Genomic DNA, 25,824 nt, shown 5'->3' with positions numbered 1-25,824 from the left:
GGAGTCCATCATGATCAAGACCGCCATCCGCGTGACCCAGTGGCTCAAGAACCGCCGCGAGCAGGCCGGCGACCGAGGCGAAACCTCGATCACCACCGTCATCATCATCGTCGCCCTGGTGGCCGGCGCACTCCTCATCGCCGGCACCCTCGCGCTCGTCTTCAGCCGTTACAACACCGCCCTCACCGGCGTCTGACCCGCCAGAAACGACAGGAGGCGGGAAAGCGTGCCGCAGCAGGACAAGCCCGGACCGGCCCCGGCCGTGCCCGACAGCACGGGTACGGGCCGGTTCCGGGGCGACCGGGGTGAGGCGTCCCTCTCCACCGCGATCGTCTTCCCGTTCGTCATCCTGGTCACCGTCGCCGTGGTGCAGGCCTCGATGTGGATCTATGCCCGCAACATCGCGCTCACCGCCGCCAGGGAGGGCGTCGCCGCGGCCCGCACCTACCAGGCACCCGAAGGCGCGGGCGAGGCCCGCGCCCGGGAAACCCTGGGACGCATCGCCGGCAGCAGTCTGGCCCAGAGCGCGGTGAGCACCTCCGGGAGCAGCGCCGGTGAGGTACGCGTGACGGTCACCGGCCTCGCGCCGTCGCTGATTCCCGGCATCGCCGGGCTGAGCGTGTCACAGTCCGCCGGCGCACCGCGGGAACGGTGGGTGCAAGCACCATGACCACCCAACAACCCATGAAACAGAACGGAATCCGGGGCGGCTGGCGTGGGCGCATGCGCGATGACCGGGGCAGCGCGGCCATCGAGGCCGCCATCATCACGCCGCTGATGCTGATGCTGCTGTGTATGGCGATCGCCGGCGGCCGCATCGTCACCTCCGGGGCAAAGATCGATGCCGCCGCAGAGGACGCTGCGCGGGCCGCTTCCATCTCCCGTACCGCCGCCAGCGCGCAGGCGGAAGCGTCCGAAGCCGCGGCCCGATCCCTCAACGACCAGGGCATCCGCTGCGCCTCCACCAACGTCTCCGTCAACACGGCCGGCCTCGCCGTCCCTCTCGGCCAGGTCGGCACCGTCACGGTGACGATCTCGTGCACGGTCCCGCTGGCCGACCTTCTCCTCCCCGGCGTTCCCGGATCCCGAACGCTGACCAGTCAGTTCACTTCCGTCGTCGACGCATTCCGATCCCGGGAGGGATGAGCCATGCCCCAACCCGCATCCCCACCGGCACCGTCACCGGCACTGGAGTCGTCCTCGCAGGGGAGGAGGCTGCGTGGCGACCAGGGCGGGATCTCGGTCTACGCCGCGATCGTCACCGTCGCGTTGCTGGCCATCGTCGGGCTGGCCATCGACGGCGGCGGCAAACTCCGCGCCACCGAACGCGCGGACGCCGTAGCGATGGAAGCCGCCCGAGCCGCCGGACAGGCCATCGACCCCGCCTCCGCCGTCAACGGCACGGGCATCCGCGTCGACCCCGAAGCCGCGGCAGCCGCCGCCCAGGCCTACCTCGCCCGAGTCGGCAGCCAGGGATCGACCACCCTGTCCGCGGACGGCACCCAACTCACCGTGACCGTCCGCGGCTCGTACACGACGAAGTTCCTGCCGGTCGTGGGGATCGGCTCGATGGAAGTCACCGGGCACGGCAGCGCCCGTCTGCTCCACGGCGTCACCCAGCCCGAATAGCTGACCCGCTCAAGAAGGGGCCCCGTTCCATGCCCAAGCCCACCACCACAAAGCCGCCCGGCCCCCGCCGGACAAGCGGAGCACATACCGCGGCCGCCCTGCTGCGCGCTCTGCTCAGCCTGGCCGTCTTGCTCGCGCTGCTCGGCGGACTGCCCGTGCTGCTGTGGTGGGCCACCGCCCAGGTGGGCCCGCCCGGACTCGCCGCCCTGTCCAACCTCCTGTCGACCGACGACTCCGGGCAGGTTTTCCTCCTCGCTCTCGCCGTCGCTGGCTGGGCAGGGTGGGCAGCTTTCGCCTGTGCGGTCCTGCTGGAAATCCCCGCCCAGCTCCGCGGCCGCGCCGCCCCGCAAATCCGTGGCCTCGTCGGCCAGCGGGCCGCCGCCGCCCTCGTCGGCGCCGTCCTGCTCGCCCTGCCCGCCGGCCCAGCGCTCGCTACACCGGCCTCCGCCGCGACCTCCACCGCGACCTCCACCGCGCAGACGGTCAGCGTGAGCGCGGCCGCCGTGCCCGGCACCCCGGCCGGGAGCAGCTCCGGTATCGCGGCGTCCGGTGAGGCCGGGAGCGGCGCGGTGACGCACACGGTGCGCGATGTCCGCCCGGCCGAGAGCCTTTGGTCGATCGCCGAGCAGACCTTGGGCGACGGGGAGCGGTGGACCGACATCGCCGCCCTCAACGAGGGCCACACCATGGCCGCCGACGGAACCACCTTCCACGCCGATCGACCCATCCAGCCGGGATGGACCCTCACCCTCCCCGCCGACGCCACCCCCGCGCCCTCCGGAGGAGACCAGGCCCAGGACGGACGGGCGCCCGCAGCCGTGGCCGGGCAGAGCGAGTACCGCGTGGAGAAGGGCGACAGCCTCGCCCGGATCGCCGGCGAGCAGCTCGGTGACGCCGCGAAGTATCAGGAGATCTTCGACCTCAACCAGGGCGAACCGGTTCCCGGCGGCGGTTCCTTCACCAACCCCGACCTCATCTACCCCGGACAGCAGCTCACCCTCCCCCCGCGCGACGCCACCCCGGCCGAGCCAGGCTCGGCTGCACCCGCCCCGCCAGCAGCCCAGCCCGAAAGGCCGGCCGCGACCCCGGCCCCGCCCGCCGCCACGCCGCCGGCCGTGGACGGGACGCAGGCCTCTCCCGCTCCGGCCCCAGCACCGTCCAAGCCCTCAGCGCAGACTCTCGCTCCGACCGCGCCGGTATCGACCGCCCCGCTCCCCCACCAGGCCGCACCCACACCTGCGGCGAGCTCGTCCGATGCCCCCGCGACGGCCGCCCCGCAGACCGCCGCCACCGGCTTTAGCGTCAACTGGACGATGACCGCCGGGATCGGCACGCTCCTCGCCGCCTCCCTCGCAGGGGCACTCGGCCTGCGCCGGATTCTGCAGCAGCGCCGGCGCCGTGCGGGACAGACCATCGCCCAGGACTCCGACCCCACCACCCTCGAACAACTCCTCGGGGCCACCGGCACCCTGGCGGACGCCGACATCCTCGACCAGCTCCTGCGCACCCTGGCCCACCAGGCCGGCGCAGACGGCCGCACCCTGCCCGCGCTGCGCGGCGCCCACCTCACAACAGGCGCCATCACCCTGCTGCTCGACGAGCCCGCCGAACCCATCGCCCCGTTTGCCGCTGGCCCTGATGCGCTCACCTGGATCCTGGACAACCAGACGGTCCTGCCGTCCGCCACGGACCTGCAGGATGTCGAGGCCCCCTACCCGGGGCTGGTCACCCTCGGCGCCACCGACGACGGCCTGCTGCTAGCCGACCTCATGACCTGCCGCGTCCTGCTCCTGGACGGCACGCCCGACGAAGTCCTGGAGGTCGCCCGCGCCCTCGCGTTGGAGCTGGGGACCTGCAAGTGGACCGACTACAGCGAGATCCTGACCGCCGGGCTCGGCACCCGCCTGGCCGGCCTGCTGCCGCAGGGCCGCGTCCGTACGATGCCCCACCTCTCGGCTGTCGCCGCCGACCTCGGTGAACTCCTCCTCGAAGCCCACCAGAGCGGCGAACAGGTCCTGCCGTGGCTGCTGATCGGAGCCGGCGACCACGACGAGGAACACGTCACCCAGCTCGCTGAAGCCCTCGCCGCCGCCCGCACCCTGCAGACCGCCCTAGTCCTGCCCCTCACCCCGACCGCCCGCCGCGTGTTCCCCCACGCCGAAATCCTCGACACGACCCGCGACCAGGAGAGCCGCCTCGAACCGCTCGGCCTGCAAGTGACGCTGCAGCGGGTCACCGACGAGCAGTACCGGGAGTACGTCCACGCCCTCACCGTGTCCACCCAGGACCCCGTCCCGGCCACCGGCGCGTGGGAGTTCACCGAGAGCCACGAACAGCCCGCCGCCACCGGGCAGCCCCTGACCGTACGCGTCACCAGCGCCGACGCACAGGACCCCGGCAACCCCTTCCCCGCGCTCCTCGCAGGACTCGGCCCCACCCCGGCTCCACACCCCGCGACGGATCAACCTGCCGCCGGCAACGCAGGGGATCCGGCCGGTCCGGCCGCCGCACCAGCAGCTCTCCCGCACCAGCCGGCCGCCAAGGAACCTGAACCGCCCACTGAGCCCGCGGCGGCAGAGAGCGGCGAAGCCACAGGCGTACGGATCGACCTGCTCGGCCCGCTGCGTATCACAGGGGGTGCCGGCTCCGCCCACGCCCACACCGCCCGCACCACCGCCGTCGCAGCCCTCATCCACCTCCGCCCCGGCCGCAGCACCGAGTACCTGTGCAAGGCGATGGATCCGGTCAACCCGTGGAAGGCCCGCACCCTGCACTCGCGGCTCGCGGAACTCCGCAGCGAAGTGGGCGCCACCAAGGACGGACTCCCGCTGCTGCCGCGGCCGAAGGACGGCGGCGGGTACACGTTCCACCGCTCCGTCACCTCGGACTGGGACCAGTTCCGAAAGCTGGCATCCCGCGGGCTCGCCGCCGGACCGAAGAACGGCATCCCCGACCTAGAGAGCGCGATGGGGCTGGTGAGGGGCAAGCCCTTCGACGGGCGCAGCCTGACCTGGGCCGACCCCGTGATCCAGGAGATGCTGTCGCGGATCACCGACACCGCACACACCCTCGCCCTCTGGCACACCGACGGCTCCGACCCCGACCTGGACGCCGCCCGCCGCGTCGTCCAGCACGCCCTGGACATCGAGGAGTCCTCCGAAGTCCTCTACCGGGACCTCCTCCACATCGAGTGGGCCGCGGACAACACCGCTGCCCTGCACCGGACTATCGCCCGCATTCAGCAGATGGCCCGAACCTACGACATCACCCTCGACACCCTCACCGAGGACACCATCAACCTCGTACTGTCCGGCCACCCCGCCCCCGCCCCCACAAGCTGACCCATCCCCCTTAGACGTACGTGTGGGGCCCGCCGGAGGCCCCACACGTACGTCTACAGCCAGACCAGCGGCCCGATCAGGCAAGGGCCGCGACCGAGTGCCGGGCGCCCGCCAGGAGCTCCGCACGGGCTTGCTCCTCACCTACGGACGGCCGCACCTTCCACTCCTGCCGGATCTCCACGACCGCCGCACACACCGCCCGCACCGCTTCGGCCAGATCCTCATCCAGCTCCGTGAGCTGCGGGCCTGTCACCACGACCGGGCCGTACAGGCCGTAGGGGATGTCTATCCCCCGCCACACCGAAGCCAGCGCCCACGCCGAAAGGTTCACGGGCAGGTTCTCGGCCTGCCAGTTCCCGTGGACATGAAGGTGCGCCCTGCGGTGGTAGACCGCCGTATCCGCGCCACCACCTACGGCGGCGCGTACGACCTGCCTCCGCTCGGCGTCGTCTTGCGGCCACGCCAGAACGACCACCGTTCCGTCGGGATCGATTCGCAGAGCTTCCACCAAGTTCTCCTGCCTCTCGGACATCGCACCAGGCTACGAGTACTGACCAGTCGCCGAGTCAAGACGGGTACAGCTCACCGAACCCTTACGCATCGGCGCGCACTCGCTGCCCCCCTGCCCCGCACGGGCATGCGTGTTTAGCCGTGGATCTCTGGGAACTGAGGATGCAGGAACCGCCAGTCCAGGGCGATGTTGTGCAGGGCTTCCCGTGTCGCTCCCTTCAGGTCATCGACGCCGACGAGCTCCTCAGGCAGGTACTCGCTTCCCCTGCGTAGCTCAGCCGTCCCGGTGCGCTCTCCGAGCATCTCGATGCTCAGCGAGTTCGACAGGGGTCGATGGTCAGGCCACCCCGATGCGATGTGCAGCTCGACTGGTGGAGTGGCGACCTCGCTGGTGCCGGTGAGTTCCTTCGTCAGCGAAGGGAGTGCGCGGCGCGTGAGGGCCGCGACGGCGTCGAAGGCAGTCTGGACCCAGAGTTCTCCAGCGAGGCGTTCTCCCCCCAGCCAGTACAAGACGTCGAAGTGCACGGCGAAGCCTGTCTCTCCGCCCGTGAGCTCGACAGCGCATTCGACGCGCACCCCGGTCTTCGTCGGCGGTTCGGACAGGCTGCCATGGCCGGCCGAGATCCGCACGAATCGGCTGCTCCCGTGATGCGGGTCAACTTCCCAGGAGCCGAGGCGCTCCCCGGGGACCGCGCGCATAGCAAGCGCCGTCAGGGCGGGGGGCAGCGACTTCCGTACGCCAAAGGGCAGTCCCTGACGGTCACTCAACGCGGAGGTGAGCGCGTCGATGGTGTTGCCGCGCAGCCGGCGCCGGACCCCGTCACGCCGCAGCTGACGCGCAGCTGATGCTCGGATTACTACATCCGGGGGAGCCTGCATGTAGGTCGGCCGGTGGTGCGGGGCGAGGTGCTGGTCGGGAGGGCACCGCGGATCGATGCCCGGCATCACCGCGGACTCGTCCGCGCCCTGCTGGAAGAGAAGCTGCAGGAGTCGCCGATCAGCCGCGCCATTCCTGCCGTCCATCCGCACTCTGGCCGCGCCACTGTACAAAAGAGGGCGCGGGACCGTATCGGGGTCTATTCGGACGACCAAGAGTGTCTTCTCGTCGATCGTCACGGGGATGACGTCAGGGCACCAGCCTGGCGGGTCGAAGACCGTGACCATCTTGTTGACGAGCCTGTCCTTGTCAGATGGCTTCACGCCGGACAGTGGACCCGGCAGGTTCTGGTCCTTGGGGTCGTTGTCGACTCCGATCAGCACGATGCCGCCGTAGGTGTTGGCCATCGCGGCGACCGTATCCGCAACCGAATCAGTGTTCCGCTTGTAGTCGATCGTGAAGCTCTCCGCTAGCCGCAACTCAAGGAAGCTGCGCACCATCTCCGCGTCAATGGCGAAAGCAGGCGCTGTGAACAATTGATGCGGGTACGTCGGCATGATGCACAGGATGACGCTCCCCATGGTGTCAGCGCACCCGGTTTCGCATTCCGGGCTCGCCTTTGCACGGCCACGCCCCACCTCGGTCGTCCCACGGCCCAGGCTCCTGGCGCGACCGTCGACGCCCCGCTGTGAGCGTTCCGCGCTTCTCCGTCATAGGACGCTGGTGGAGAGCAGCTGAGTGGCCGCCCGGCCAAGGTGCATAGGGCACAGGGCTCGCAACCGCGGAGTGGACCTCAAGGCCGGAAGGGAACAGCAGAGTCCGGGTGGGGACGCGGTACCCGGCCGACCGCATGCCAACGCCGCCGCCTGCGACTGCCGGGTTCGCAACCCGTGAACGGGTTGCCGTCGGCAGCACTACACGGTCAGTGCGCTGTGCAAATGTTCCAGGGAGGTGAGTACCTTCGGGTCCACCGGCGGTGCGCCGTCTGCCGCGAGCTGCTGACACAGCCTCCACATGGATCCGTCCGCACAGGCCGGGCACACCATGGCAATGCCCCGGCCTCCGGGCAGACGGGCCATCAGTGAGGGGCAGCTGTCGAACACCGGTCTGCCGCACGCTGAGCAGACGTGGAATCCCATCACGAGTTCCGGCCGTGGTTCTGCCGGGTCGATCAGCGGCAAGATCCGTTCCTGCATCGCCCGACCGAACTGCTCCCAGTACTCCAGTGGGTACCGTGCCCGGTACGCGACCCCCAAGTCCTCCAGAGGGCCCTCAAGCTCGGAGTCCGCCTGGTCCAGGCGATCGTTGTCGATCTCGAACAAGGCGCCCAGCCCATTGTCGGCGGTCGCTGCGTAGGCCACGGTGCGGTTCTCGAATGCAGCGATCGGCCCTGATGTGGATGTGGCCAGCAGTCGGGCAAGGCGGTCTGCCGGCCCCTCAGTGCCGTTTCTGCCCGCGTACAGCAGGCGTACCCAGGAGTCTTCCTTCTGCCACCCGGCTGTTTCTACCGGGGCCGCGAAGAACTGGACGCCGGGGCCGTGCGCCCGTGCATCGATCCATCCGAAGTGAGTGCGTCCGTTTCGGACGTATGGGGAAACCATGGTGATCCCATGGTCTTCCCCTGCGCTGCGCGCCTGGTTCGCCCCGCTGCTTGCCCTGCGCTGCCGACCTGGTTTCACACGCCCCACGCTCTGCTCCTTCAGTTGACACCCTGGCGCTGGCCGCGTTGGGGGCTGCGCACGGCATCAACGCCCCGCCTCGAGCTTCAGTTACGCCTCCGGCGCGCGGGTCCATTGGAAACGCCGATCACGTCCCGGTTACGTTCCGTGGGCTGGCGCCCGTGGTAGGACGGTGGTCTTGAAACCGCGCACGACAGGATCACAGGTGCCAACCGTCAGGGACATTCCGAAGAGCCGAAAGGCCGGCGAGGCTGAGGACGGCCTCGACGTCATCGACCGTGTGCTGCTGGAGGCGGCCAGCCTTAGGCCGACGCCCGGCTACATCAACGGCGACGACTACGGCCAGTGGTACGTCGAGGCGCCGACAGGCCTGCTGGAGGCTCTTGCAGCCCTCGCGGCGCACAGGAAGCAACCTGCCCTGTCCTCAAGGCTGGAACGCATTGCCGGGCCCATGTGCCTCGAAGTCGTCGACGATTCTGAAACCAGCTTCCGGGTGTGCATCAGCACCGTCGCCGATCATGAAAGGCCATGCCCCGCCCACGCTCCCGAGAACGGCCCTGCCCTCGGCCGCTGCAACTACGCAGACGTCAATCGCCGCCCCTACCCACGGATGTGCAAGGACGCTTGCGTCGAAGGTTCTGACAGGTGTGCAGGCCACGACGCTCTGTGCCGGGTTGTGAAGAAGAACGGCGAGGTCTGCGATAACGCAAACTGTCGCACGCCGGCGCACCGGAAGGCGCGGGCTGGGCAAGCGAGCTGACCTCGCTGTGCAGGCACCTGAGGTCAGTCGTCGCTCGGTCGGTGCAGGCTCAGACACGTTGGCGTTTGAACTCTTCGGGGTTCGATTGCCAGGCGATCACTTGCCGCAGGCCAGCACGCAGCTGCTCCTCGTCGGCTTCGGAGCGCGAGCGAACGCCCATGGTGTGGTTGATACGAATCTGGACGTCGATGATGCTCTCCCCTACGGCGCGGGCGAGCGGCCCGACCCTGCTGGCGATCTCGCGCTTGAGGCCGGTCATGTCCGCCTCGTCAATCTCTTCTGCAGACAGCCTGCTCTGGGAGAGAGGGACGGGGAAGGAGGAGGGATCACTCAACCAGTCTTCGGTATGAGCCAGTCCTCGGATGAGGAGTTCCAGAGTGACCTGGTCTCGAAAGCGAATGCCCATGGCGTCATTGATGACGGGGTGGATGACGCGGAGCGGCTTCTTGAGCTTCCTGCCGACCTCGGCGGCGAGATCGTTGAGCAGGCGCCGGGCCCGGCTCTGTGTCAGTACTGGCACGGGCTGACAGACCCAGCAGGGCATGCCGACTGATGCTGCTGGGCGCTGGCTACACACGGAGCAGACGAATCCGGGGCACGCTTCGCACAGCGTGTCGGCATGTTCCTCGGTGTAGGCGCCTGCCCCCGCCTCACGAAGTTGGTCGCCGACCGAACGGCATGACCTCACGCAGAGCCGGTTCGCCTCGGCGGCGCCGGGCTGTGGGCAAAGCGCGGTGAAGAATACTCGGTCCCCGCGGGCTGTCACCTCTTCGTGTCGTGCTTCCCGGTAGGCCTGAAGGAGTGGGCGTGCGTTAGCGCCTGACTCGCTCTCCGGGCGTCCCGGGCATGCGCAGGGAAGGCGGTCGGTGTATCCGCAGTACTCCGCGCCGAACAAACCGCACTGGGGGCAGAGCGTCCACTGATACAGGCCGTCGTCATAGGTGGCCATCCCGTAGGTCTCGTGGTTTCGCCACGGCCCGTGGGTGGGGTCGTCGCTGAAGCAGATCCACTCGGGGATGGGTCCGGTCGCCAGAAAGGCACGGCCTCGCCACCCCTCGTCGAGGACAACCTCGCCGTCCCACGCATGGTCGTCCGTGGGACGCGGTTGGCCGGCCCCCTCGGCGGAAGCGGCGAACTCCTCCCACCAGATGGGCTCGTCCGCCCCGGCTTCCTGCACGTGGAACCAGAAGCACTCACCGGGCAGCCAGAAGGTCGGGGTGAAGGCCATGCCCCCCACCGCGGTGAAAACGGCCGGTTCGTAGGTCCAGGGGATCCCCATGTCTGAGAAGAAGATCGCCCAGCGGGCATGGAGTTCGCTGCGGAACTCGAAGGTGATCAGCTCGTATGCCATGGTGGTGCGCTCCCGAAGGGTCGGCCGGCTCGACTACGCACCACGATGACGCGAACGGGACGGGTGGCGGCGGCTTCGTCACCAGTCCGGACCAGTGGGGTCGCCCTGACGGAGACACCGCCGATCACGGGGTGTACCCCTCAGGCTGACGTGGGATGCCTGGTGTGGTCGCGCGGGCGGCCTACGGCTGCTGCGTGGGAACCGCGGCGTGACTGGCGATGGCGTACCGAAGGCGCGCTCGTTCGTCTGCGAGCTCCTGCTGACGACGCTCCCAGCCCTGTGGATCAGGATGGCACCGGGGGCAGGGCACACGCACCCCCTCCACGGTCGCCATGCGGCCGGCCCGGCTGGGGTCCTCGCACTGCCCACACCACTCCACGCTCGCAGGCTTCACGGCTCCCTCGCCCGCAGCAGCACGGATCCCAACAATCCGGGAGACGGGGCCGGCCATCCGGTGTCCCGGCCTCCCGTCTTCAAGCAGCTCCACGAACTCGTACCACCGTGTCCCATCACCACATGGAGAGTCGCCCAGCCGGAAATCGCGGGCTTGGTGCCATCCGTCACCCTCCAGGTTGACCAGTTCCACATTTTCGGTGTCCACGCTCAACGCCATGACAACCCTTCTCCCTCCAACGGCCGATCCTCAAAGCCGCGCAGTTTGTCTTCCTCAGCCCAGGTCCACCGCTTGTGCGTACGCCGTCGGCGCTTCTGCTTGCGCTCGCACTGCCAGCACAACCAGCCCTCCTCGACGGTGCGGACCGTTGTATGTGTGCAGCCGTCTGAGGCGCACACAGGCACCGGGGCAGCCGCGGGGGCATCCTGGGAGTCTGCTTGCGCCGGCCGCTCGTAGATGATGTGGCCCTCGTCGCGGAAGATGCTGAAGCGTTCCCACTGCGGGGCGACCGCGTCATGTGCGGTTCCCTCCCAGTGGACTGTGCAGCGCTGGGAGAGCCACCTGCGGTAGCCGTGGTAGTCCAGCCCATTGATGGAAAAGGCCCACATCATCTGGCCAGCCCACAGGCTCTCCTGTGCGGCTCTTCCGGCTGGGACGGGAATCTCGACCTGTTCCCAGGAACCCTGGAAGGACCCGTCGTCGAACACCGTCTTCTTGCACCGTTCACGCGAGGTGGACACATGCGCGACGCAGCGGACGCGGTCGATCTCGGCCGGACCGATCCACAGCACACTGCTGTAGGTCAGGACATGACGGATGCCCCTCTCCGTTTCCGCCTCCACCGGAACGAAGGTCACCTCGTCCTCGGTGATGCGAAGCGGCGCGGCAAACAACCCACGGCTGATCGCGCGCTGTGTCCGAACGGCCATAGCCCGGCGCGCGTCGGCCAGCTGAGGATCGTCCGCGTCTTCGTGCTGGACCCCCGGGCAGAGAGTGGGGTGCGCGATGTAGCAGTACGCGCGGCCTCGATCGCCGACGGACGCCACTCCACCGTTGACGTGCCACCGACATCGCAGCGGCACGGACGCCGAGGGGAACTCGCGGGGCACGAGCGGGATCCGTCCACCGTCAACCCGGTCGTAGTACTCGACCAGATGATTGCAGTAGCGGCACCGGTCTACGTTGTTGCTGCGCAGGCCTTTCGTCGGTGTGAAGGAATCGATCCGCATCGTGCGCAATAGGTCGGCGCCGCGATCCCAGGGTGCGGTGTCTGAGCTGTACACAGCCGGAGTTGTAGCCGCGGGAGTTCCCCGGTCAATGCTATTCACCCGATCGTCGGCGCTGCCGCGAGCGACTGGTTGACGCCGAACGTCCTGCCCCTCGGTTGGCTGCTGTAGCGGTCGGGGCCCTTGCCCCGTTGCATGTACTGGGCGGCGAACACTCATCGCCTGAGGGGGGTCTCACTCGTCGGCACACCGCCCGGAGTGGACCCGAACGGCGGTGGTGGCGAACAGTGCGGCTGCGCTTTTTTGGTGGTCATGAACTCCTGCGGATGCGACTACGGCATCTCTACTGGTCCGGGCCTCATGGCCGCCGACTTCCTGCGTCGACACCAGCTCCGTGGCAAGGTCTCGCGAGGTCAGGGGCCCGACACGTTGCTCCTTCTTCTGATCGTCTACACGGCCCTCGACGCCGACAAGCCGGTCCAGGTCGACTTCGCCGCGAAGGCGGAGGAAGCGGGCGTGAGTGTGGAGCACCTGCGCGCTGAGGTGGCCTGGCTGGTCGAGCACGAATTTTTGGCGCTTGACGGAGACGTCGACGGCGTAGCGCGCGTCTGGGTGAATCCGTCGGTCGGGTTCCTGCCCGGGACGGATCCACGGATCGCGGCGGCCCGGCACAGCTTCCCGTACTTCGACATCGCCGAGGGCGGGATGAGCGCTGCGGAACCCGTCGTCGTCTACCCGTACAAGCCGGAGCTCTGGGAGGCGGTCTACAACGCCCAGCAGGACCTGTTCGAGGATCCCCCGGTGTTCAAGCGCTGCTCAGCCCACGCCATGTAGGAACCAAGGCCCCAGGTGGCGCAGGGGCAAGGGCGGAGCAAGCAGGCGTGACGCTGACCAGCAAGGAGCGTTATGCGTACGTCGACCGGCTGCCTCTCAAGAGACCGCCGTCCGCTCATTCTTCTCCGCGATCTGTCCAGGCCGCAGCCGAAGCGAAGACCTCGTCCGCCATCGCCTGTCCACCTCGAACCAGACGCCACGAGGCCGCCGCCCCACTTGCACACGGGGACGGCCGGCGACCGCATCGGCATGGCACCGGTTCCGTCGGCCGACCAGGTGCCAGGCTGAGCCATCCCGCCCACCGCCCGCTGGGAGCTCCGCCGTGCCCGTCGCCTTCCGCATCAGCTGCTGCCTGTGTTGCAAGAACATCCCGCTCGCCCAGGCCATCTACGAGCTGGACGCGGAGTGGCAACGCCGGTTCCCCTCCATGGTGGGGAACCTTGCCTGCGCGCGCTGCGCGCTCCGCACTCCGTGGAGCTGTGAAAAGGGCGGCCGTCCCAAGGCGTACGTCGAAGGCCACATCCCCGCTGCCAGGAGTGGCTGCTTCGACGCCTGGAGCCACGTCGGCCGCGAGGGAACCCACCGCGCGATGGTGCTGAACTTCCCCGAATCAGCCTTGCTCCAGGGAGCGGAGCCGTACGTACGCTGGCGCGCCGACGACAAGCAGACCGGCCTGAGGTCGCCGCCAGGATGCGCGCAGCCCTGCTGGAGTGGGATGAGGCGTCTGCGGGGGTCATCCGCTGAGTGCCGTTTCCATTGGAAACGGCAGAGCGGGGCAGGAGGCGTGACGCCTGACAGCATGGACCGTTATGCGTCCTGTGCCTACACCTACCGCTCCTGCCGCAGCTGAGCTGCGGTTTCTGCTGACGGGGCCTCAGGGTCACGCGGCACGCCTGCTCATGTCGTACGTGGCCGCGCTCCCACTGTCCTCCCCGGACGCCCAGCTGCTCGCGGTGATCATCACAATCCGGGCCGCCCGGGGCGGCACCGGCAACATCACCGGCCAGGATCTGCAGTCCCTGAAACTGACCAACCAGGTGCAGACGGTCAACGCGCTGCGCGAGCTCGGCTGGGAGATTCCCGCCCAGCTCCTGAACGGGCCGCCCGAGACTCCGGTCGCGGTCACGGTGCCCGCTCTGACCGTCGAGGACGGTCACCCGCTGCCATTCGGCAGGCAGGTACGGACCCGGGTATCGGGCTGGACCACCCGCACACTGGCCGCCAAGCCCCTCAAGAAGACCACCCCGGCCGTACGCCTGGCTGGCCTGTTCCTCGCCGCCCACAGCTCTCCCACGCTCCACGGAACGCTGCCCGCAGACGTCCCCGAAGCCTGCCGCGCCGTGCTGCCCAACCTGCTGGCGACAGGCTTCCTCGCCGAACTGGTCGGTGACCAGTACCGCCTTGCCGCTGCAGTACGGCACGTCGCCGGACGGCTTGCCGACCCCGCCGACACCAGCGAGGTCCTGCCTACTCTGCCGAAGCAGCCCCGCTGGGTACCTCCACAGTTCAGCGCGGACGACTGGGCGCGGTGGAAGAATGGAGCGAGCCCGGCTCTGCGACAGCACGCCGAGGCCGTCGAATGCTGCGCCCTCTGCGCACTGCCTCTTGCTCATGTGGCTTCGGCGTTCATGGCCGGCGCGGTGGCCGTCCCCTCGGCGCGCCATTTGCTCGCCCCCTACAACGCGTGGAAGGCCAAGCATCCCGATCATGGCGTTAGGGCTGCGCAGTTCACCGTCGCGTTCCGTGCCGAGCATGGTCACGGGCCGTCGTACGGTCAGCTGTGCGCCGGTCTGCGCTGGGGAATGTTCCGCACCCTCCGCATGCTCGTCGTGGGCCGGCTCCTGACGGACGGTTGGCTCACCGAGACCGGCCCCGTGCCGTGGACGCTACGGCCGGGACCCGCCGCCGCTACCCGCGGAATCAGCCTTGCCCACCGCACCGCAGACTGATCACGTACCGCGCAGCCCGTCGGATGAACCCTGCGGTTCAGCCTGCCGATCCGTCCTGATGGGCACGGATCTTGTCCCACACGGCCTGACCGGCGTGCTGGACCTGGACCGTGTACTCCAGCCCGAGCTCCGCGGCCGCCTGGAGGACGCGCTGCTCCCGCTCGGTCGCGGTCATCTGGCTCCCAGGACGTTCTCCGAGGAGCTCAGCCGGCCCACCGGGCACGGTGTCCCGGACGGAGGCGAGCCCGGCGTCGGCCTGCTCCGCAAGGTCTTCGACGAGCTGCTGGATCGTGGTGCCCCGCGCGGCCGCCAGCACCGCCAGACGAGCATGGGTGGCCGCGCTGACGTTGATGCTCGCCTCATCCGACATGCCATTGACGCTACTCCGGCAACGGGCGATTTTCCGCTTCGCGGGATGGCGGAGCCCGGGCCCGCGGGATCGCGACGCAGACAGGCCCGCCACACCGCCTCGGAGCCTGGCCACGATGCTCATGCGGTGCGGTCCAGGATCTCCGGCGCGGCCGCCGCGGCCTGGCGCGGGAGGTGGGTAAGCCCGGCCTTCTCGGCCCGCGCCCGGGCGACGGCAAGTGCGTGCGAGGAACGCCTCTCACTCTCGTGGTCGGCCCGCTCCCGGAGCCGAGCAAGCTCGGCCTGGCCCTCCGCGAAGAGGTGCTCGGGCTCCCGCCAGGCATTACGGATCTGGCTCTCGACAGCGGCCTGGTGCGCAGGGTCCACCGTCCTCGAGGTCCTGGCCTTGCGGTGCGCGGCAACGGCGTCACGGTAGCCAGCGGGCGCCTGGGAGTGCTCCCGGGTTCCGTCCGGGGCGGGCAGCTGAGGGGTGCACACGGAGTCCACCACGGTCCGTGATGGGGCGGAGGCGGGCGCGGTTCCGGGCGGCAAGATGCGGATGGTGCGGACGGCAGTGGCGTGGCCCATGACCTGGTTGGCGGCGTCGATGAGCTGGCGGGTACGCAGCCGGACGGCCGTGGCGTAAGGGGAGGAAGCGGGGCGTACAGCGAGTTCGCCGGTGTCCGGGTCGTAGCCGGCGAGGGCGACATGGCCGGTGAGGTCGGTGACCACGGCCGGCCACTCGTCGACCAGGGAGGCACCAGCGGAGGGGAGTTCCCAGGCCCGGTCGGTGACGAGGTTGGCGAGGAGGGCGGCGAATCCGATGGGCTCGCGGCCGTCCGGCTGCCGGTTGGCGCGGCTGCGGTGGGCTTTGCGGGAGCCGCTGGGCCGGTCACCGCGCTGCTGGGCTGCGGCGCGGGCGGCGGCGAGGGCCTGGCGGGCGAGGTCGACACCGGATCCTGCCGGGGCCTGCGGGGTGTTGATCGCGTCGGGCATCAAGGGCTCCTTACCAGCGGTTCGCAGTGGCCATGGGGCGGGTGGGGCGGGGGATGTGCAGGGCGCGGTGGACGAGCTCGTCGCCGAAGATGAGCTCGGCTGCGGCCCGGCCGGAGCCGGTGATGATGACGCGGACCAGGTCGTTCTTGCCGTTGCTGTACTCCTCCTGGGCCTGGGCCCGCAGCTCCTCGACCTCGTGGGCGCTCATCGCGTGGCCGACGTGCCGGTCGGCGATAGTCCCGGAGGTCCTGTCGTAGTCGGAGGGCAGTGCCTGGCCGGCGGTGACGTAGGGCATCCATGCGGCCTTCGCCGCCTGGCTGCGCGGGCCCTGGGGTACGGCCTCGAGCTCCTGGTGGCGGCGGGCGGCCGCGATCCGTGAGTCGCGCCAGTCGGAGACCAGCCCGGCCCTGGCCTCGGGGGTACAGGCGATCTCGTGGGCGCCGGACAGCAGGGTCGCAAGGAGGCCGGAGGCGCGGTGGACGGTGTCGACCTCGCCGCGGGCGTGCAGCCATCCCTGGACCTCGGCAGCGCTCCAGCCAGCATCAGCGACGTGCCGGATGACCCAGGCGATCCGGGGCGTGGAAGCCCGGCCCAGCCAGGGGATCACCCGGATCAGCTCAGCGGCCAGCTGGTAGCGGCGCCCCACCGTGTTGATCCCACGGCGGGCCTTGTCGCTGGACACCTTCCTGATGGACAACTCGCTCTTCCCGCTGGCGATGCCTGTCGTCTCAGAGGGAAGCGAGGTAGTAGCCGCAGAGGAAGAACTAGAACTACCCACCTGCTTTGGGGTGCAACGGGCCTCACCGGAAACAGCCGCCTCAGACGCCCCGATAACCCCTTCCTGGACGGGCTTCGCCGTGCCCTTCGGAGCTGCTTTCCGGGGCTTGCGGACCTTCCTGGACGCCTTGCGCGCCAGTTTCGCCATCAGCTCCCGGCCGGCGTCCGCGATCCCGGTCATCGCGCGGGTGTACGCGGGCGCGGCCTCGTCCCGCAGCACCGTACGGATCCCCAGCGCGGCATCGAACGCGGGCGGGACCATCAGCGCGAACTCCGACGCCTGGCCACCCTCCTCTGCGACCCGGGTGCCCCTGACGACGTACGCGAGCAAGCCGGTCTCCCGCAGCATGCGCAGGTGGTCCTGCACCGCCCGCTTCGACAGGCTGGTGCGCCGCATCAGGTACTTGATGCCCGGACGGCACGGCGACAGCTGCGCGAGCTCCTGGGCGACCCGCACCGTCGTCACGCCGAACGAGCGAGGGCCGTGCGACCGGTAGCGGCGCGGCTCGTACAGCCCGGACCCGGCGACCCAGTGGACCGCCTGCATCCAGCTGTAGCCCTTGCCCGCGATCCGGCCCGAGGAGGCCGACAGCCACTGCGACGCCTCGGCCACGAACAGCTCGGGCATCACGGTTACCGCGTCGGCGTCATCGACGGCCCGGCGCGGAGCGGGCAGCACCACGGCGGCCGACGCCGCCACGGTGCTCACCGGCCCGCCTGGACGGAGGAGATAGAGATCATCTCGGCAGCCTTGTGCAGGCAGCCCGTGGACAGAGTCCGGGAAGTGCCGAGGACCCGGTTCGCGCCCGCCTGGCGGGCAGAAGTCTGCGAGCGCGTCCCGCCCTGCAGGACGGAGAGCCGGGACATCACGGCAGTCGGTGCCGACGGGAGGACGAAGATCCTCCGGCAAGCTCGCGCTTCGAGTTCGGCGCCAGCTACATGACGGGCGTCCTGTTGTCCAGGAAGCCCCTCTTCCAGTCGGCTGCTCTTATAAGCGGCAAATCTCGGAGGAAACGGACGTGATGCTGTTCGCTTCTCGGCGAAACGAGCAGGGTCCAGCTTTTCAGGGGACACCACATCGGGCACTATGAGGACCGACCACCTATCCATATGGATGCGAGAGCGGCCCGCCACACGGGACCGTGACCACTTCTCTGCGGGTATGTGGACCGCCCCCTCAGTGAGGAGCGGGCGGCCGAACGAAGAGCAACGGCGACCTCCAGTTCTTTTGGGGATCTCGGCGGTGTGAATCGGACGGTGATGCTGCGGAGCCCCTGTGGTGGGGGTCCCGCGGTTCGGACCTGGTTAAGGCCCTGTCTGTTGTGGGCCTTGGTTAGAGGCCCGGCCCCGCCTGCAAGCGGGGGTTGTGTTGCAGTGACTGAACGGCTCTATGAGCCAGGCTCAGGTCCGGGTGGTACCGGAGACTGAGCGGGCCGACCTGGGTGGTGAATCCAGGCGGCAGACGGGCCGCGTGAGCGCCGATCGTGGGTGGTTAGTCCACTCCCTGGCGCGCGGCTGATGGCCTCAGGTCATCCCAACCCCCAACATTCGGAGGCTGGCGTCAGGCTGCCCAAATGATGTGAGGTGCAGGTCATTGTTCACCTGCGGGCTCCTCAACTGCTGCGGCCGGGTACTTCTCGGCCAGGCGCCGAAGGAGGTGTCCGTACACATCGCGGTGGGGCTGGCGAGGCTCGGATTTTCCCGACTCCCAGTTCTTGACCGCCAGCTTTTTCACTCCAACGGCGTCAGCGACCTGGGTCTGCGTCAGACCTGCTGCGAGACGCAGCTGTTGACGGATGGGAGGTGAGGGAAGGGCTAGGGCACGGTCCACCAGCTCGTCGACTCGACGCAGAGCATCCGACATCAGTGAACCCCCAACCCTAGATAGCAATACCGCGAAACATACCCCACGGGGAGGGTCGCTGATGCCTCTGAGGGGCGTGTTCTCGTGTAGATCATCAACGATGCCCAACGGCCTTGCCGCCCCTTCGCGAGGGTCACGCGATTCCTGAGGAGAGAACGCCCAGCTCATAGGCGCAGGGCCCTCAAATCCCGACAGGATTCGGGCAGTAGTTCCAGCAGCCATCAACACGGGATTTGAACCCTCCCGTGTGTTGGGAAGGAGCGAGGCGAACCTTCGTGCCTCCGGGAGGCCAACCGTGTCTGAGCCCGCCAGGGGTAGGGTTTACGTCCGTGCGCCGACTCGCGATCTTCGACCTGGACGACACTCTGATCGACCGAGGTTCGGCGCTCAGCAGTACCATCGCCCGTCTCTGCCTCGCACATAGCTACGGGCCGATGGTTGGGCTGTGGCTTCGAACGGAGCTGGCCGATCGTGCAAACCCCGCGGACTTCGTCCGGCTCTGCGCCGCCTTCGGACTGGAGGAGTCGGCTGGGGACCTCTGGGCGGAGTACGTCGAACTCATGGGCACCTCCGCCGTATGCCGCCCAGCAGTCCTCAGCGCCTTGGCGCGGCTCCGCGCCGCAGGATGGACGATCGGCGTCGCGACAAACGGGCCGAGCGACATTCAGCGCGCCAAGCTGAACGCGACCGGGATCGCCGAGCTGCTGGACGGCATTGCAGTGTCCGGTGACATCGACGCCCGGAAGCCCGACCGACAGCTCTTCGACCTTGCAGCCGCCCGCTGTGGCCGACGACTCCCCGACGACAGCTGGATGATCGGAGACAATCCAACGGGTGATATTGAAGGCGGCCGCCGAGCGGGTCTGCGCACCATCTGGATCCGCGGCCGAACCTGGCCCGGGCAACTTGCCGCGGCTGACCACGCCGTCGACGATGTCACCGACGCCATCACCATCCTGCTCAACGAACCGGAGTAGTCCCGTGGACCAGCCCACCGTCGGCATCCTCCACCCCGGCAGCATGGGCGCCGCCGTCGCCGCGTGCGCCTTGGCTAACGCGACATCTGCCCTCTGGTGTACAGAAGGACGAAGCCCGGCGAGTGCGAAACGAGCAGAGTGGTACGGCCTGGAGTCGGTGCTAACGGTGCAGGAACTGTTGGACCGCTCGGACATAGTGATCAGCCTCTGCCCGCCGGCTGCCGCCGAGGACTTGGCCCGCGAGGTTGCTGCCTTCGGCTTTACCGGCCTGTACGTGGAGGCTAACGCCATCAACGCCGAACGAGCGGAACGGATCGAGGGGCTCCTCGGACCGGCGGCGACCGTGGTCGATGGCGGCGTGGTCGGCTCCCCACCGGTCAACGGCAAAACCCCGACCCTGTATCTGTCCGGCCCTGCTCCCGCGACCGCGTGCGTCGAAAGGCTCTTCACCGGCACCGCGGTACGGACAAAGGTACTGGGAGCCGAGGTCGGCCAGGCATCCGCGCTGAAGCTCGCGTACGCGAGCTTCCAGAAGACCTCGCGCGTGTTGGTGGCCCTTGCGATCGGCATGGCCCGCGAGCACGGAGTCGACCAGGAGCTCATCGACATTGCCTCGCGTCGAACTGACTCGTACCTCTCCGAGCCTGAGTACATCGCGAAGACGGCTGCGCGCGCGTGGAGGTGGGGCCCCGAGCTGGAGGAAGCCGCCGACATGGTCGCGGCCGCCGGCCTTCCTCCGGAGATGCTGCGGGCGGCCGCGTCCACGCTGGCTCGGTGGGACGACGTAAAGGACGACGGCGAGCTCACGCTCACCGCAGCCCTGGACCGGCTTGCCCAGCCGTAGCTCCCGTTCACGCCGCTCCGGCTCCCGCCCGCTGTGCGAGCAGCCGGTCGATGAGCCGGGCGGACTCCGTCGGCGAAGCCGTCGTGGTGTCCACCCTGAGGTCCCAGACGGTGTCCGGATGTGAGTCCAGGTCCTCGCGTGTTGCCGCCCACGCCGCCAAGCGTGCGGTGGTGTCGGTATCCCCCCGGCCTTCGGACCGGGCGGCCGTGACCTCCTGCGGACACCACAGCAGCACGAGTTCCCAGTCAGCCGGATAGCCGTCGACCAGGGCACCGATGCCGTCGATCTGCCCGAGGTGGACCACCGGCACCCCGGCCGCGAACGCTGCGTCGACGCCGGGCCGGTCAATCGCATATGTGTTCCCGTACCGTGAGTTCGCGTAGACGACGTCGCCGGCGTTCTCGAGCTCGCGTAGCTGCGCCGCCGTGCCCATGCGGTAACCGTCGCTCTTGCCTGAACCGACCTTGAGCCTGGCGAACTGCGCGTACCGCGAGTCGAGCGCCGTGAGGGCCTTCGTGACGGTGTCCTTGCCCGACGCAGGCGGCCCGTACAGGATCACACCCTGCTTCCGGTTCATGCGTAAACCGCCCCCATCGCCTGCCGTGCCTGGTCCGCGAGCGACACGGCTGTGCCCATCCGGTTGTCTACGACCAGGTGCGGCACCGCCGGCCGGAGGTCCAGGTTGATCGTGGCCATGTACTCCTCCCAGCGCTGCAACTTCCAGGCATCCCGGGCGGCGGAACGGAAGCCGATGTACTCGCGCATCGACTCCTCGTCGCACCGGACCCAGACCGGGAAGACGTCGACGCCGAGGGCGTTGCACCGGTTGGTGAGGCGCTGCATCCAGTTCACGTCCGTCATCTCGGCGATGAACGGCGCCGTCAGCACGGTGGAGATCCCGCACTTGATGTTGGCCATGGCCGACTGCATCAAGCAGTCGTACTCCACCGGCCGGACCTTCTCCCGATACAGGTCGGTGTGACGGTCGTTCGCGTCCCCATCCAGCGCGACCAGAAGGCGCTCAACCAACGGGCGGGTCAGCGGATCCTTGTCGAGCAGCGGCCATCCCGTCAACTGGACGAGGAACCTCGCCAGCTCGGTCTTCCCGCTGCCGGCATAGCCGCCCACGAGGATCAGGACTGGGCAGTGAGGGTCGCCGCCGGTGTGCCGCCGCTTCCAGGCATCGATGATGCGCTGCTGCAGGGCGAAATGATCGGCTTCGCCAGCGCCGGGCCCAATGCGGTGGATCGCTCGCTCTACGGCCAGGACGTGAGATCCATTGAGGCGGTCATCCAGGGGCGTCAGCTTGAACGCAGACTCCTCTCCCGGCAGCGCAGTGCGGAAGCCGAGGTCCGGCTCGGTGGCCCGGTAGAGCAGGCAGTAGGCACGCCGGTAGTGCGGACCCGGGTACACCTCACCCTGCTCGTGCTGCCACAAGGTCTGCGGATTCGCCGCTGGGATGCCCTTCAGCTTCGCCTGCTCGGCGACCTCCCGAAGGCGCTCGCCCGCCTTCTCCAACGTCAAGCCATGCGCCTCCCGCTGCTCGCGCAGCCGGTCCGGCTCCCACCCCGCTCGGTACTTCCCCACCCTCTGCCCCTCCCTCGTCGCCATGTCCGCGAGCCTAGATCCAGGGCCTCAGAACCCATGTGTACGGACATGTTGAAAACCTGTGAATGAGCGTATGTACGTGCTTCGACAAGCCGTAGTGATGTCGCTAGGGAGCTGCAGCCGATCTGATGGGTTCGATAAGACGACCCGTCAGAAGGCAGACGAATGACTATGAGTGACTTAGACGTCGAACCCGTAGCTGAGCACGTATGCGGCGCTGTCGAGTGTCGTGTCGCTCATTTCGACAGCCCTTCCATCCTTGTCAACTGCGATGCGGTGCACCTTGAGGACGGATCGCTCCAGAGGCATCCCGAGGGCGGTGGCTTCCTGCAGAGTGGGCTGCCGGCTTCGGACCTCCTCACGGACGTGCACAGGAGCGTGGCCGAACTCAGAGAGAACTGCATGCGTGGAGCCTTCGCCCAGATCCACAGGGAGGGCGGAGCCGCCGAGCAGGGCGAGAGGAAAGTAGGAGCTCTCAAGTCTGACTGGACGCCCGTCCACGATGAAACGACGCGAGCGGATGCAGACGAACTCGCCTTCGCTCAAGCCCAGCGCCTGAGCAACCTGAGCGGGGGCCTCGGCTTTCTGAACGCTGACGTCAATGGTTGTGTTCCGGTCTTCGTCGGCTTCCCGGATCGACATTCCGGCACCCTGCGGAGCCGGAGGGCCGTGCAGACCGCTGTGGCGACGGATCGGGTGGAACGCGATGACACGCGCGCCAGCGCCCTTCTTCGTCTCGATCAGGCCTTCGGTTCGCAGGAGCTTCAGGGCCTGGCGGGCGGTCAGTGCCGCGACGTTGTACTGGGCCGCCAAGGCGTTCTCGCCAGGGAGGCGATCGCCCGGGCCGTAGTCGCCAGCCGTGATCGCCGCCTTCAGGTCGTCAGCAATCCGCTGGTGTTTGGTGGGCTGCTGACCACCCATTTCATCCGCCATTCGACTCCCTACCTCGCCAACGATCCTACGGCGGCAGGACATCTCAGAGGTCGGCCGGGCCTGCAGCTGAGGAAGAGTCATGCCGTGAGCGTACCTCGTTAACGTTGTTCTTGACATCGTTAACGAGGTCGGCTCTACTTGTCTCATCGCCTCGTTAACGAGGTGGGGGCGCCGGAGTCAGACGCCCTTCATGGCCCGCACCACCGCAGTAAGTCGTCTGCCCCACACGGGGTGGCCGGAGTTGATGGCACCACCAAATCCTCCGGGTTCTCGACTTTCTGCTGCACGTCGCAGCGCTATGCGCTGTCTGTCCGTCAGGACGTCGGGCTTGTCCCGTGCGCCTGGTGGGCGGAGAGAGCACCGCGACGCTGTCCCCTTCCCCTCCCTCTGCACCCGAGGAGATTCGCCATGACCATCACGGCCGCGATGCCCACCGCCAAGGAGCGCCCCCGCCGGACCCGTACGAAGCGCCAGCTCAGTTCCCGCCCTGCCCTCAAGCTCTCCCAGCTGTTCCCCTCACACATGGACTTACGGGAGCCGCTGAAGGCGGTCCTCGTCTGTGAGGACTGTGGGACCTGGTGCCCGATCACTGGCATGCAGAGTCGGATCCAGAAGCTCGTCCCGCACCACACCGGCAAGGCCGGCGTAGCCGACGCGATCCACTGCCGCGGCAGCAACCGCCGTGTGGAGTTCGACATGACGATCGTCGAGTGGCGCCAAGCACTGGCCGACGCACACACGGAGACCTCGTCTCGCCAGCCGACCACCGTGCTGCCGAAGGCGTTCAGCCCCCGCACCGACCAGACCCTTCGGGCCCGTGCGGAGCGCACCGGGGCCGTACGCGTCGCCGACTGGAACGCCGTTCGCAAGCAGGTCGGTGACGCGGATGAGGCGCGCACGCAGGTTCCGCACGGCGACCGTCCGGCCGACGGCCGCGAGGTGCCGCTGGACACTCTCCACCCCGTACACCCGACGCGCTGACCTGCGTCCGCACGAACGATCACGGCCTCCGGTCTCCCTGCAGGTAGGGGAGGGCGGAGGCCGTGGCTGTTCGTACGACCAGCCGAGATGGCGACAGCCCCGGCGAATTGAGACCCCCCGGGGCTGTCCAGGACCTACGTGGAGGACCTGATGGATCACAGGATTGCACAGCACCCGACCGACTCGGACCCGGATATGGACGAAGCGCTGCGCCGGGCACGGGGAGGTCAGTGATGATCACCAGCCTGACCGAAGAGGAACACGCCGAGCTGTCGCGGAAGGTCGCCGAACAGAACAGGCAGTCGTCGCAGGGCAGCGGCCGATGACCGGGCCGAAGGCCGACCCGCTGTACGTCCGCTACATGACGACGTTCAGCGCCTCCACCCTCCATCGACGCGCCTGCCAGCCCTGCCAGAACGGCCAGGACTGCGAGAGCGGCGCGCCGCTCCACAAGGCGTTCGCCAATGCCCAGGACGCCTACCTGGCCCGGCAGTCCGCGAAGCGCCGCAGCTGAACCCGGCATTGCCCGTCGGCCCCGCCCTGCACTCGGGCGGGGCCGACGGAGAGCGCCGGGAGCTCACGCTCCCTCTTTCCCGCTCAGGCCGTCCGGCCGCAGGAACAGAACAGCCCCGGGGCGGCATCCCCGGGGCTGTTTCGCTAGCACGGACCCTCTGGAGGCCCTCATGCGCACCATCGTACGCACCTCGCCTAAGCAGGCCCCCGTCGCGAAGTCCCGCCCGGCCTGCGCCTCCGTTGGTGTGGACCCCGAACTGTTCTTCGCCCACGCCCTGTCGACCTTTAAGACCGCGCGGGCCAAGGCCATCTGCCGTGCCTGCCCGCTGCGCGCGGCCTGCCTCGAAGGCGCGCTGGAGCGCGGTGAGGAGTACGGCGTGTGGGGCGGGACGGACGAGGACGAGCGGCGCCTGATGAAGCGCGGCGCCGCCCTGGACCGCATCGCCAGCGCCGCCTGATCTGCAGTACGGGACGGCGACACAGGTTACTGCCCGTCCCTTGCGACTTCCCGAGGCCAGCTTCCTTTACCACGGGCGGCCGGCCTTCCGCACACCTTTGGTCTGGGAGAGTCTCGGGCCTGCCACTCGCCAGGAGAGCTCATGCAGCGCAGCACCCAGCTCGACACCGCGACGACCACCGTCACCACCGGGACGACCCGAATGCCGGAGTCCCTGTGCAGACACCGGCCGACGTGCCCGACCGCCGACAGCCCCGACCGCGAGGCCGCGCACACCATCGCCGCTCACCCGGAGCAGGGCTGGTCGCTCCTCTGCAACTCCTTGGTGCTCTTCGAGGACACCGGGGAGCTGCTCCCCAACGGCCAGGTCGTCGCTCCGCACCGGCTCTTCGCGACGGCCTGACGGCTGCCTGATCCGCCCGCACCAGCTGCCGCACCCCTGGCGGCTAGTGCGGGCGGTGACTGGGAGCCGGACAGTCCGCCTCTGCCCCGTGAGATCGCCCTGTTCACCGTTTGATCCGAAGGGACCCGCCGTGCAGCTCCTCGACCTGTTCCGCCGCCGTCAGCAGGACATCGGGACCGACTTCCCCGACATCGACCCCATGCCAACGGACCACGTTCTCGGCGACTTCGAGCCGGAGCCGGAGCCGGAGCCGGACGTCCCGCTCCCGCTGATCCGTTTCCTGACCATGGGCGGCGCCGTGGTCGCGGTGAGCGCCTACCAGTTCACCACCAGCGTCACGTGGAAGGGCCGCCCGTACGTCGACCGGGAGAACCCCCGCAAGGTCGACGGATTCCGGTGGGAGTGCGGCGGCTGCAGCGCGACCGGAGCCACGGACGGCTCCAGCGGCCCCCGTATGGACTTCGGGAGCTACCTGCCCGACGAGTGGGACCTGGCCCGCACCGACGCCAACGACCACGCCAACAAGTGCCGGGCGATGGACCCGGCCGCTCTCGACTGACAGCGCTGTGGCCC

Annotated in this window: 27 protein-coding genes; 15 read left to right on the top strand and 12 right to left on the bottom strand. The window is 68.8% G+C overall.

What is annotated here, in order from left to right:
• Nucleotides 1-10 precede the first annotated feature (10 nt).
• The 5 genes from ACE1OC_RS42975 to ACE1OC_RS42955 are packed head-to-tail and all read left to right on the top strand — an operon-like array spanning nucleotide 11 to nucleotide 4,970.
• Nucleotides 11-196 carry a hypothetical protein gene (locus tag ACE1OC_RS42975; protein WP_407842120.1) on the top strand — a complete coding sequence of 62 codons (186 nt, stop codon included), beginning with the start codon at nucleotides 11-13 and terminating at the stop codon, nucleotides 194-196.
• A gap of 30 nt (nucleotides 197-226) precedes the next feature.
• Nucleotides 227-670 (top strand): TadE/TadG family type IV pilus assembly protein, encoded by a 444-nt coding sequence (locus ACE1OC_RS42970; RefSeq protein ID WP_407842119.1) that lies wholly within the window; start codon nucleotides 227-229, stop codon nucleotides 668-670.
• Nucleotides 667-1,146 (top strand): TadE/TadG family type IV pilus assembly protein, encoded by a 480-nt coding sequence (locus ACE1OC_RS42965; protein ID WP_407842118.1) that lies wholly within the window; start codon nucleotides 667-669, stop codon nucleotides 1,144-1,146. The genes ACE1OC_RS42970 and ACE1OC_RS42965 overlap by 4 nt, the downstream gene beginning before the upstream one ends.
• A gap of 3 nt (nucleotides 1,147-1,149) precedes the next feature.
• Nucleotides 1,150-1,629 carry a hypothetical protein gene (locus ACE1OC_RS42960; RefSeq protein WP_407842117.1) on the top strand — a complete coding sequence of 160 codons (480 nt, stop codon included), beginning with the start codon at nucleotides 1,150-1,152 and terminating at the stop codon, nucleotides 1,627-1,629.
• Between the two features lie 29 nt (nucleotides 1,630-1,658).
• Nucleotides 1,659-4,970: a LysM peptidoglycan-binding domain-containing protein gene (locus tag ACE1OC_RS42955; protein WP_407842116.1), complete on the top strand. Its 3,312-nt coding sequence runs from the start codon at nucleotides 1,659-1,661 to the stop codon at nucleotides 4,968-4,970.
• A gap of 76 nt (nucleotides 4,971-5,046) precedes the next feature.
• On the opposite strand, the gene ACE1OC_RS42950 is transcribed toward ACE1OC_RS42955, so the two are convergent.
• The 3 genes from ACE1OC_RS42950 to ACE1OC_RS42940 form a co-directional block, all read right to left on the bottom strand.
• Nucleotides 5,047-5,502: a hypothetical protein gene (locus ACE1OC_RS42950; protein WP_407842115.1), complete on the bottom strand. Its 456-nt coding sequence runs from the start codon at nucleotides 5,500-5,502 to the stop codon at nucleotides 5,047-5,049.
• 113 nt (nucleotides 5,503-5,615) lie between these two features.
• The gene (locus ACE1OC_RS42945) at nucleotides 5,616-6,938 is read right to left on the bottom strand and encodes a helix-turn-helix domain-containing protein (protein WP_407842114.1); all 1,323 of its coding nucleotides are present in this window, start codon (nucleotides 6,936-6,938) and stop codon (nucleotides 5,616-5,618) included.
• A gap of 333 nt (nucleotides 6,939-7,271) precedes the next feature.
• Nucleotides 7,272-8,045, bottom strand: coding sequence for a hypothetical protein (locus ACE1OC_RS42940; RefSeq protein ID WP_407842113.1), 774 nt, complete (start codon nucleotides 8,043-8,045; stop codon nucleotides 7,272-7,274).
• 169 nt (nucleotides 8,046-8,214) lie between these two features.
• Between ACE1OC_RS42940 and ACE1OC_RS42935 the strand changes: the two genes are divergently transcribed.
• Nucleotides 8,215-8,796, top strand: coding sequence for a hypothetical protein (locus ACE1OC_RS42935; protein ID WP_407842112.1), 582 nt, complete (start codon nucleotides 8,215-8,217; stop codon nucleotides 8,794-8,796).
• 49 nt (nucleotides 8,797-8,845) lie between these two features.
• On the opposite strand, the gene ACE1OC_RS42930 is transcribed toward ACE1OC_RS42935, so the two are convergent.
• Complete coding sequence (locus ACE1OC_RS42930; RefSeq protein ID WP_407842111.1) at nucleotides 8,846-10,147, bottom strand: hypothetical protein; 1,302 nt, start codon at nucleotides 10,145-10,147, stop codon at nucleotides 8,846-8,848.
• A 603-nt stretch (nucleotides 10,148-10,750) separates the two neighbouring features.
• Complete coding sequence (locus tag ACE1OC_RS42925) at nucleotides 10,751-11,824, bottom strand: DUF6083 domain-containing protein (protein ID WP_407842110.1); 1,074 nt, start codon at nucleotides 11,822-11,824, stop codon at nucleotides 10,751-10,753.
• Between the two features lie 372 nt (nucleotides 11,825-12,196).
• Between ACE1OC_RS42925 and ACE1OC_RS42920 the strand changes: the two genes are divergently transcribed.
• Both ACE1OC_RS42920 and ACE1OC_RS42915 read left to right on the top strand, forming a co-directional pair.
• Nucleotides 12,197-12,601 carry a hypothetical protein gene (locus tag ACE1OC_RS42920; RefSeq protein ID WP_407842109.1) on the top strand — a complete coding sequence of 135 codons (405 nt, stop codon included), beginning with the start codon at nucleotides 12,197-12,199 and terminating at the stop codon, nucleotides 12,599-12,601.
• Nucleotides 12,602-13,500: 899 nt separating this feature from the next.
• On the top strand, nucleotides 13,501-14,550 hold the full coding sequence (locus ACE1OC_RS42915; protein WP_407842108.1) for a hypothetical protein: 1,050 nt from the start codon (nucleotides 13,501-13,503) through the stop codon (nucleotides 14,548-14,550).
• Between the two features lie 37 nt (nucleotides 14,551-14,587).
• On the opposite strand, the gene ACE1OC_RS42910 is transcribed toward ACE1OC_RS42915, so the two are convergent.
• The 4 genes from ACE1OC_RS42910 to ACE1OC_RS42895 form a co-directional block, all read right to left on the bottom strand.
• A complete protein-coding gene (locus tag ACE1OC_RS42910) occupies nucleotides 14,588-14,920 on the bottom strand; it encodes a hypothetical protein (protein ID WP_407842107.1) in 333 nt (110 codons plus the stop codon).
• 119 nt (nucleotides 14,921-15,039) lie between these two features.
• Nucleotides 15,040-15,894, bottom strand: coding sequence for a DUF721 domain-containing protein (locus ACE1OC_RS42905; RefSeq protein ID WP_407842106.1), 855 nt, complete (start codon nucleotides 15,892-15,894; stop codon nucleotides 15,040-15,042).
• Between the two features lie 10 nt (nucleotides 15,895-15,904).
• Entirely contained in the window at nucleotides 15,905-17,380 is a 1,476-nt protein-coding gene (locus tag ACE1OC_RS42900) for a transcriptional regulator (RefSeq protein WP_407842105.1), read from the bottom strand.
• 882 nt (nucleotides 17,381-18,262) lie between these two features.
• A complete protein-coding gene (locus ACE1OC_RS42895; RefSeq protein WP_407842104.1) occupies nucleotides 18,263-18,535 on the bottom strand; it encodes a helix-turn-helix domain-containing protein in 273 nt (90 codons plus the stop codon).
• Between the two features lie 329 nt (nucleotides 18,536-18,864).
• On the opposite strand from ACE1OC_RS42895, the gene ACE1OC_RS42890 reads away from it, so the two are divergent.
• Together ACE1OC_RS42890 and ACE1OC_RS42885 are read left to right on the top strand one after the other, a co-directional pair.
• The gene (locus ACE1OC_RS42890) at nucleotides 18,865-19,512 is read left to right on the top strand and encodes an HAD family hydrolase (protein ID WP_407842103.1); all 648 of its coding nucleotides are present in this window, start codon (nucleotides 18,865-18,867) and stop codon (nucleotides 19,510-19,512) included.
• Between the two features lie 4 nt (nucleotides 19,513-19,516).
• The gene (locus tag ACE1OC_RS42885) at nucleotides 19,517-20,356 is read left to right on the top strand and encodes an NAD(P)-dependent oxidoreductase (RefSeq protein ID WP_407842102.1); all 840 of its coding nucleotides are present in this window, start codon (nucleotides 19,517-19,519) and stop codon (nucleotides 20,354-20,356) included.
• Nucleotides 20,357-20,363: 7 nt separating this feature from the next.
• Here the strand turns inward: ACE1OC_RS42885 and ACE1OC_RS42880 are convergent, their stop codons facing one another.
• From ACE1OC_RS42880 to ACE1OC_RS42870, 3 genes are all read right to left on the bottom strand, one after another.
• Nucleotides 20,364-20,933 carry a phosphotransferase-like protein gene (locus ACE1OC_RS42880; RefSeq protein WP_407842101.1) on the bottom strand — a complete coding sequence of 190 codons (570 nt, stop codon included), beginning with the start codon at nucleotides 20,931-20,933 and terminating at the stop codon, nucleotides 20,364-20,366.
• Nucleotides 20,930-21,967: an AAA family ATPase gene (locus tag ACE1OC_RS42875; protein WP_407842100.1), complete on the bottom strand. Its 1,038-nt coding sequence runs from the start codon at nucleotides 21,965-21,967 to the stop codon at nucleotides 20,930-20,932. The genes ACE1OC_RS42880 and ACE1OC_RS42875 overlap by 4 nt, the downstream gene beginning before the upstream one ends.
• Before the next feature lie 177 nt (nucleotides 21,968-22,144).
• Nucleotides 22,145-22,897 (bottom strand): GntR family transcriptional regulator, encoded by a 753-nt coding sequence (locus ACE1OC_RS42870; RefSeq protein WP_407842099.1) that lies wholly within the window; start codon nucleotides 22,895-22,897, stop codon nucleotides 22,145-22,147.
• A 408-nt stretch (nucleotides 22,898-23,305) separates the two neighbouring features.
• Between ACE1OC_RS42870 and ACE1OC_RS42865 the strand changes: the two genes are divergently transcribed.
• From ACE1OC_RS42865 to ACE1OC_RS42845, 5 genes are all read left to right on the top strand, one after another.
• Nucleotides 23,306-23,878: a hypothetical protein gene (locus ACE1OC_RS42865; protein ID WP_407842098.1), complete on the top strand. Its 573-nt coding sequence runs from the start codon at nucleotides 23,306-23,308 to the stop codon at nucleotides 23,876-23,878.
• Between the two features lie 322 nt (nucleotides 23,879-24,200).
• On the top strand, nucleotides 24,201-24,392 hold the full coding sequence (locus ACE1OC_RS42860) for a hypothetical protein (protein ID WP_407842097.1): 192 nt from the start codon (nucleotides 24,201-24,203) through the stop codon (nucleotides 24,390-24,392).
• A 169-nt stretch (nucleotides 24,393-24,561) separates the two neighbouring features.
• Nucleotides 24,562-24,849 carry a WhiB family transcriptional regulator gene (locus ACE1OC_RS42855; protein ID WP_407842096.1) on the top strand — a complete coding sequence of 96 codons (288 nt, stop codon included), beginning with the start codon at nucleotides 24,562-24,564 and terminating at the stop codon, nucleotides 24,847-24,849.
• A 213-nt stretch (nucleotides 24,850-25,062) separates the two neighbouring features.
• Nucleotides 25,063-25,251 (top strand): DUF5999 family protein, encoded by a 189-nt coding sequence (locus tag ACE1OC_RS42850; protein ID WP_407842178.1) that lies wholly within the window; start codon nucleotides 25,063-25,065, stop codon nucleotides 25,249-25,251.
• Between the two features lie 130 nt (nucleotides 25,252-25,381).
• A complete protein-coding gene (locus tag ACE1OC_RS42845) occupies nucleotides 25,382-25,810 on the top strand; it encodes a hypothetical protein (protein ID WP_407842095.1) in 429 nt (142 codons plus the stop codon).
• Nucleotides 25,811-25,824 lie beyond the last annotated feature (14 nt).

The organism is Streptomyces stoeckheimensis (genome assembly GCF_045822005.1).
Taxonomy (GTDB): Bacteria; Actinomycetota; Actinomycetes; order Streptomycetales; family Streptomycetaceae; genus Streptomyces; species Streptomyces stoeckheimensis.
This window is presented reverse-complemented; position numbering and strand designations above follow the sequence as displayed.

What these genes read in the sequence shown, in the direction of transcription:
- ACE1OC_RS42945 (WP_407842114.1), bottom strand. Translation starts at nt 6,938, where the DNA reads ATGGGGAGCGTCATCCTGTGCATCATGCCGACGTACCCGCATCAATTG.
- ACE1OC_RS42880 (WP_407842101.1), bottom strand. Translation starts at nt 20,933, where the DNA reads ATGAACCGGAAGCAGGGTGTGATCCTGTACGGGCCGCCTGCGTCGGGC.
- ACE1OC_RS42910 (WP_407842107.1), bottom strand. Translation starts at nt 14,920, where the DNA reads ATGTCGGATGAGGCGAGCATCAACGTCAGCGCGGCCACCCATGCTCGT.
- ACE1OC_RS42955 (WP_407842116.1), top strand. Translation starts at nt 1,659, where the DNA reads ATGCCCAAGCCCACCACCACAAAGCCGCCCGGCCCCCGCCGGACAAGC.
- ACE1OC_RS42965 (WP_407842118.1), top strand. Translation starts at nt 667, where the DNA reads ATGACCACCCAACAACCCATGAAACAGAACGGAATCCGGGGCGGCTGG.
- ACE1OC_RS42905 (WP_407842106.1), bottom strand. Translation starts at nt 15,894, where the DNA reads ATGCCCGACGCGATCAACACCCCGCAGGCCCCGGCAGGATCCGGTGTC.
- ACE1OC_RS42875 (WP_407842100.1), bottom strand. Translation starts at nt 21,967, where the DNA reads ATGGCGACGAGGGAGGGGCAGAGGGTGGGGAAGTACCGAGCGGGGTGG.
- ACE1OC_RS42860 (WP_407842097.1), top strand. Translation starts at nt 24,201, where the DNA reads ATGACCGGGCCGAAGGCCGACCCGCTGTACGTCCGCTACATGACGACG.
- ACE1OC_RS42915 (WP_407842108.1), top strand. Translation starts at nt 13,501, where the DNA reads ATGTCGTACGTGGCCGCGCTCCCACTGTCCTCCCCGGACGCCCAGCTG.
- ACE1OC_RS42855 (WP_407842096.1), top strand. Translation starts at nt 24,562, where the DNA reads ATGCGCACCATCGTACGCACCTCGCCTAAGCAGGCCCCCGTCGCGAAG.
- ACE1OC_RS42950 (WP_407842115.1), bottom strand. Translation starts at nt 5,502, where the DNA reads ATGTCCGAGAGGCAGGAGAACTTGGTGGAAGCTCTGCGAATCGATCCC.
- ACE1OC_RS42865 (WP_407842098.1), top strand. Translation starts at nt 23,306, where the DNA reads ATGACCATCACGGCCGCGATGCCCACCGCCAAGGAGCGCCCCCGCCGG.
- ACE1OC_RS42870 (WP_407842099.1), bottom strand. Translation starts at nt 22,897, where the DNA reads ATGGCGGATGAAATGGGTGGTCAGCAGCCCACCAAACACCAGCGGATT.
- ACE1OC_RS42960 (WP_407842117.1), top strand. Translation starts at nt 1,150, where the DNA reads ATGCCCCAACCCGCATCCCCACCGGCACCGTCACCGGCACTGGAGTCG.
- ACE1OC_RS42975 (WP_407842120.1), top strand. Translation starts at nt 11, where the DNA reads ATGATCAAGACCGCCATCCGCGTGACCCAGTGGCTCAAGAACCGCCGC.
- ACE1OC_RS42895 (WP_407842104.1), bottom strand. Translation starts at nt 18,535, where the DNA reads ATGTCGGATGCTCTGCGTCGAGTCGACGAGCTGGTGGACCGTGCCCTA.
- ACE1OC_RS42930 (WP_407842111.1), bottom strand. Translation starts at nt 10,147, where the DNA reads ATGGCATACGAGCTGATCACCTTCGAGTTCCGCAGCGAACTCCATGCC.